At 64.6% G+C, this 4,998-nt stretch carries 6 protein-coding genes; 5 read left to right on the top strand and 1 reads right to left on the bottom strand.

Annotation, left to right across the window (positions count from 1 at the left end; genetic code table 11):
- The coding region (locus AC1D00_RS26350) for a formate dehydrogenase accessory sulfurtransferase FdhD (RefSeq protein ID WP_477012665.1) at positions 1–285 on the bottom strand (285 nt) is incomplete at its 3' end.
- 208 nt (positions 286–493) lie between these two features.
- On the opposite strand from AC1D00_RS26350, the gene mobB reads away from it, so the two are divergent.
- The 5 genes from mobB (at position 494) to AC1D00_RS26325 (ending at position 4,946) form a co-directional block, all read left to right on the top strand.
- Positions 494–1,021, top strand: coding sequence for a molybdopterin-guanine dinucleotide biosynthesis protein B (mobB, locus tag AC1D00_RS26345; protein WP_404558636.1), 528 nt, complete (start codon positions 494–496; stop codon positions 1,019–1,021).
- Between the two features lie 9 nt (positions 1,022–1,030).
- Positions 1,031–2,287 carry a molybdopterin molybdotransferase MoeA gene (locus AC1D00_RS26340; RefSeq protein WP_477012664.1) on the top strand — a complete coding sequence of 419 codons (1,257 nt, stop codon included), beginning with the start codon at positions 1,031–1,033 and terminating at the stop codon, positions 2,285–2,287.
- Positions 2,288–2,331: 44 nt separating this feature from the next.
- Complete coding sequence (locus AC1D00_RS26335) at positions 2,332–2,595, top strand: sulfurtransferase TusA family protein (RefSeq protein WP_135177825.1); 264 nt, start codon at positions 2,332–2,334, stop codon at positions 2,593–2,595.
- A gap of 319 nt (positions 2,596–2,914) precedes the next feature.
- Positions 2,915–4,570: an OFA family MFS transporter gene (locus tag AC1D00_RS26330; RefSeq protein WP_135177824.1), complete on the top strand. Its 1,656-nt coding sequence runs from the start codon at positions 2,915–2,917 to the stop codon at positions 4,568–4,570.
- 94 nt (positions 4,571–4,664) lie between these two features.
- Positions 4,665–4,946, top strand: a complete 282-nt coding sequence (locus AC1D00_RS26325) for a hypothetical protein (protein ID WP_477012663.1) — start codon at positions 4,665–4,667, stop codon at positions 4,944–4,946.
- Positions 4,947–4,998 lie beyond the last annotated feature (52 nt).

Here is a 4,998-nt window from a genome sequence, read left to right as displayed (position 1 = left end):
CACCTGGAGATCGTCGTCGTATTCGACCTCGGTGACCGCGTCATTATATTTCAGCATGTTCTGGTTGAGCAGATAGCCCAGCGCCAGATATTCCGGATAGTCGCCGATCGTCATCATGGTGACGATCTCCTGGGAGTTCAGGTAGAGCGTCAGCGGCCGCTCCATCGGCACCTTGATCTCGACCTTGGCGCCGCTTTGGTCGGTCCCGGTCACGCTCTGGGTCAGGCGCGGGTCATCCGGGTTGGGGACGATCAGGGGCACCGGGGCTTTGTCGATCTTCATCATGGCCACGACGTTAGCATGACATTCGGGTCAAGCCGATATAAGCATGCTGGCGGAAAGCGAAAATGCCGCCTCGTCGTCATTGCGAGCGCAGCGAAGCAATCCAGGAATGCCCCCGCGGAGACAGTCTGGATTGCTTCGCTACGCTCGCAATGACGGTGGGGAGAGCGGTTCCACCAAAGACCCAGTCGCTCGCGGAGACGGATCGGTTATGAAAGTCATCGGCCTTGCAGGCTGGAGCGGCGCGGGCAAGACCACGCTTTTGACGCGGCTGATCCCGCATTTCAGCGCGCAGGGCCTGCGCGTCTCTGTCATCAAGCATGCGCATCACCAGTTCGACGTCGACGTGCCAGGCAAGGATTCCTGGCGCCATCGCGAGGCGGGTGCCGCCGAGGTGCTGGTTGCCTCGTCAAGCCGCTGGGCTCTGATGCACGAACTGCGCGGGGCGGCGGAGCCGCGGCTGCCGGAACTCCTGGGCAAGCTGTCTGCGGTCGATCTCGTCGTGGTCGAGGGTTTCAAGCGCGAGCCGCACCGCAAGATCGAGGTCTATCGTGCCGGCAACGGCAAGCCGTTGCTGTTTCCCGACGATCCCGGAATTGCCGGAATCGCGACCGATGCCCAGATTGACACCCGGCTGCCGACCGTCCATCTCGACGATATCCCGGCCGCGGCGGCGTTGCTGTTGCGTGCGGCGATGCCGGTCGAGGAAGCGGTCGCGAAAAGCGTTGCGATGCGCTGACGAGGGACCATGGCGCAACTGTCTGACGATTGCTTTGCCTTTGGCGGACCGATGATGTCGGTCGACGAGGCCGTTGGCCTGATCACGACGCGCGTCAACGCGATTGCCGATCTCGAAACCGTGGCGCTGGTCGATGCGGACGGGCGCGTGCTGGCCCGAGACATCGCCGCGCCCCTGCCGCTGCCGCCCTTCACCAATTCCGCCGTCGACGGCTATGCCGTGCGCAATGCCGATCTTCCGGACAGTGCGGAACGGGCGTTCCCGCTCGATGGCCGCATCCAGGCCGGCGGCCCTGTTCAGGCGCCGATCAGGCCTGGCCACACCGCGCGCATCTTTACCGGGGCGCCGATGCCGCCGGATGCCGGGACCGTCTTCATGCAGGAGGATGTCCGCATCGATGATTCCGGCAAGGTCGTGCTGCCGCCGGGGCTGAGGCCGGGCGCCAATGTCCGCCCTGCCGGCGAGGACATTCCCCAGGGACACATTGCGCTGCGCGCCGGCCAGCGGCTGCGGCCACAGCATGTCGCGCTTGCCGCGGCGTTCGGCCTTATCAGGCTCGACGTCGTCAGGCGCATCCGCGTTGCGGTGTTCTCGACCGGCGACGAGCTTGCGTCGCCGGGCGAGCCGCGCGCGGCCTCGCAGCTGTTCGACTCCAACCGCTTCATGCTGATGGCGATGCTGCGCCGGCTCGGCTGCGAGGTCAGCGACCTCGGCATCCTGCGTGACGAGCGGACCTCGCTTGCCGATGGCTTGAAGCAGGTTGCAGGCAGCCACGACCTGATCCTCACCACCGGCGGCGTCTCGACCGGCGAGGAGGATCACGTCAAGGCGGCGGTCGAGAGCATCGGCTCGCTGGTGCTGTGGCGGATGGCGATCAAGCCGGGCCGTCCGGTGGCGATGGGCATCATCGGCGGCACGCCGCTGATCGGCCTGCCCGGCAATCCCGTCGCGAGTTTCGTCACCTTCGTCCATGTGGTGCGGCCGACGGCGCTGGCGCTGATGGGTGGTTCGCCGGAACCGCTGTTGCCGATCCCGGTGCGCGCGGCGTTCGCCTACAAGAAGAAGATCGGCCGCCGCGAATATGTCCGCGCCTCGCTGCGGCGCGGAGAAGACGGCGCGCTGGAGGCCATCAAGTTCCCGCGCGAAGGCGCCGGGCTGTTGTCGTCGCTGGTCGAGACCGACGGCCTCGTCGAACTCGGCGAGGACATCACGCGTGTCGAGCCAGGACAGGGCGTGGGTTTCCTGCCCTATGCCGATCTGCTCTGACCGGTTGCGTTGACGGCAGGGACCGGCACCGCCATGTTGCGCCCATGACCAGAACCACGCTCGATCTCACCGGGCTGAAATGCCCGCTGCCCGCCCTGAAGACACGCAAGGCGCTCAAACCGTTGCAGCCGGGCGATCAGCTCGAGGTGTACTGCACCGATCCCCTGTCGGTGATTGACATTCCGAACCTGATTCGCGAGACCGGCGACACGGTGGAGATCACCGAGCGCAACGACGCGCGCATCGTGTTCTTGATAGAAAAAACAAATGGTCCGATAAGCAACGCCAATGGTGCGCTGCGTTCGTGAGCGCGTTACCGCGTTGATACCGACCTTTTGTCTATCGACATCGATCATGGCTTCTGCCCAAATTGACTATCTCCGTGCGGGCGCGGAGGTTGAGTGTTGTCTGCGATACGCGGATCAACGGGCCAAACACGAAGCTTGCACGTCGTATCGGGCATAGAGCCCCCGCTCGCGGGGTTTATTTTTCGGAGGCGCGTGACCGATCCTGGCGCGCGCCGGATGATGATGCGGGGCAGCGGGGACAGCTGGCTGCACCGTGAATGGCTGAGGATCAGGATCTTAGCGGCAGGCTGCTCAGAAGGGCGGCTTAGGGGAGGACTGTATGTCTACTATTGAGAGCGCTGGAACGATTTCAGGCGCTGGCGCCGGCTTTCTTGATCGTGAGCGGACGATCGCGACCGCAGGCTTCAATCGCTGGCTGGTGCCGCCTGCGGCGCTGTGCATCCATTTGTGTATCGGCATGGCCTACGGCTTCTCGGTGTTCTGGTTGCCGCTCTCACGCGCGATCGGGCTGACCGCGCCGAAGGTCTGCGGGGATATTTCGCTGTTCCAGGAACTGTTCACAACCAGCTGCGACTGGAAGGTCGCCAGCATGGGATGGATGTACACCCTGTTCTTCGTGTTGCTCGGTATCGCGGCTGCAGTCTGGGGCGGCTGGCTGGAACGCGTGGGACCGCGCAAGGCCGGCTTCGTCTCGGCGCTCTGCTGGTGCGGCGGCCTCTTCCTCGGTGCGATCGGGGTCTACACCCATCAGCTCTGGCTGCTGTGGCTGGGCTCGGGCGTGATCGGGGGCATCGGTCTTGGCCTTGGCTATATCTCGCCGGTGTCGACGCTGGTGAAGTGGTTTCCGGACCGCCGCGGCATGGCGACCGGCATGGCCATCATGGGCTTCGGCGGCGGCGCCATGATCGGCGCGCCGCTGGCGAACCTCCTGATGAACTACTTCAAGAGTCCGACGTCGGTCGGCGTCTGGGAGACCTTCGTTGCGATGGGCGTCATCTACTTCGTGTTCATGATGATCGGCGCGTTCCGCTATCGCTTGCCGCCGCCCGGCTGGCAGCCGGAAGGCTGGACCCCGCCGTCCAAGGCCAACGCGATGATCTCGAAGAACAACGTTCATCTCAACGACGCACACAAGACGCCGCAGTTCTGGCTGATCTGGTGGGTGCTCTGCCTGAACGTGTCGGCCGGCATCGGCGTGATCGGCATGGCCTCGCCCATGCTTCAGGAGATCTTCGCCGGCAAGCTGATCGGCCTGCCGGACGTCGGCTTCAACGCGCTCGATGCCGGGCAGAAGGCGCAGATCGCAGCGATCGCCGCGGGCTTTGCCGGATTGCTGTCGCTGTTCAACATCGGCGGCCGCTTCTTCTGGGCGTCGCTGTCGGACAAGATCGGACGCAAGAATACCTACTACACCTTCTTCATCCTCGGCATCGTGCTCTATGCGCTGGCGCCGACCTTTGCGGCGATGGGCTCGAAGCTGCTGTTCGTGCTCGGCTTCGGCATCATCCTGTCGATGTATGGCGGCGGCTTCGCGACCGTGCCGGCCTATCTCGCCGACATGTTCGGCACGCAGTTCGTCGGCGCCATCCACGGCCGGCTGCTGACGGCATGGTCCACCGCGGGCATCATCGGCCCCGTCGTGGTCAACTACATCCGCGAGTTCCAGCTCGCGGCCGGCGTGCCGCGCGACCAGCTCTATAACACCACCATGTACATCCTGTGCGCGATGCTGATCGCGGGCCTGATCTGCAACTATCTGATCAAGCCGGTCGATTCGAAGTGGCACATGAAGGATGCCGACGTCGCCAAGTTGCAGGCGGCGAGCGCCAGCGCCGCCGCGGCGGGGCCGCACGGCTCCTACGGCATCGGGTTCGGCGGGCTTGACGCCAAGGCGGCGCTGTTCTGGGCCTTCGTCGGCATTCCCCTGCTCTGGGGTGTCTGGAAGACGCTGGAGAGCGCGGTCAAGATATTCTGATCGCCATCAAGACAGCCGCGGGATGCTCATCATCGGCGTCCCGCGGCGTTCGCCTTTCAGACACCATCGAGACTGGGACTTAGGGGGAATTGAAATGCTTCGTACCCGAATTTGCCTTGCGGCCGTGTTGCTGGTCGCTGGCCTTCATGCCGCGTCCGCGCAAACCGCGGCGGCACCTGCCACCACCGCACCGGCGGCGACGACGGAGGCCAAGCCGGGCAAGATCAAGCTCACCATGCAGAAGCTGAAGGACATGAAGGCGAAGTGGTCCGCCAACAAGCCGAAGCTCAAGGCCTGCCGCGCCGACGTGAAGTCCAAGGGCCTCGCCGGCGACGACCGCTGGTTCTACATCGAGGAGTGCATGAGCAAGACCTGAGGTCGGGTTCCGCGAACAGTTCGAGGCAAGGGGGCATGGGGTTGTTGGCCGC

Source organism: Bradyrhizobium sp. P2_E8, assembly GCF_056403875.1.
The sequence above is the reverse complement of the archived record's forward strand: the minus strand, read 5'-3'. Positions and strand labels throughout refer to the sequence as shown.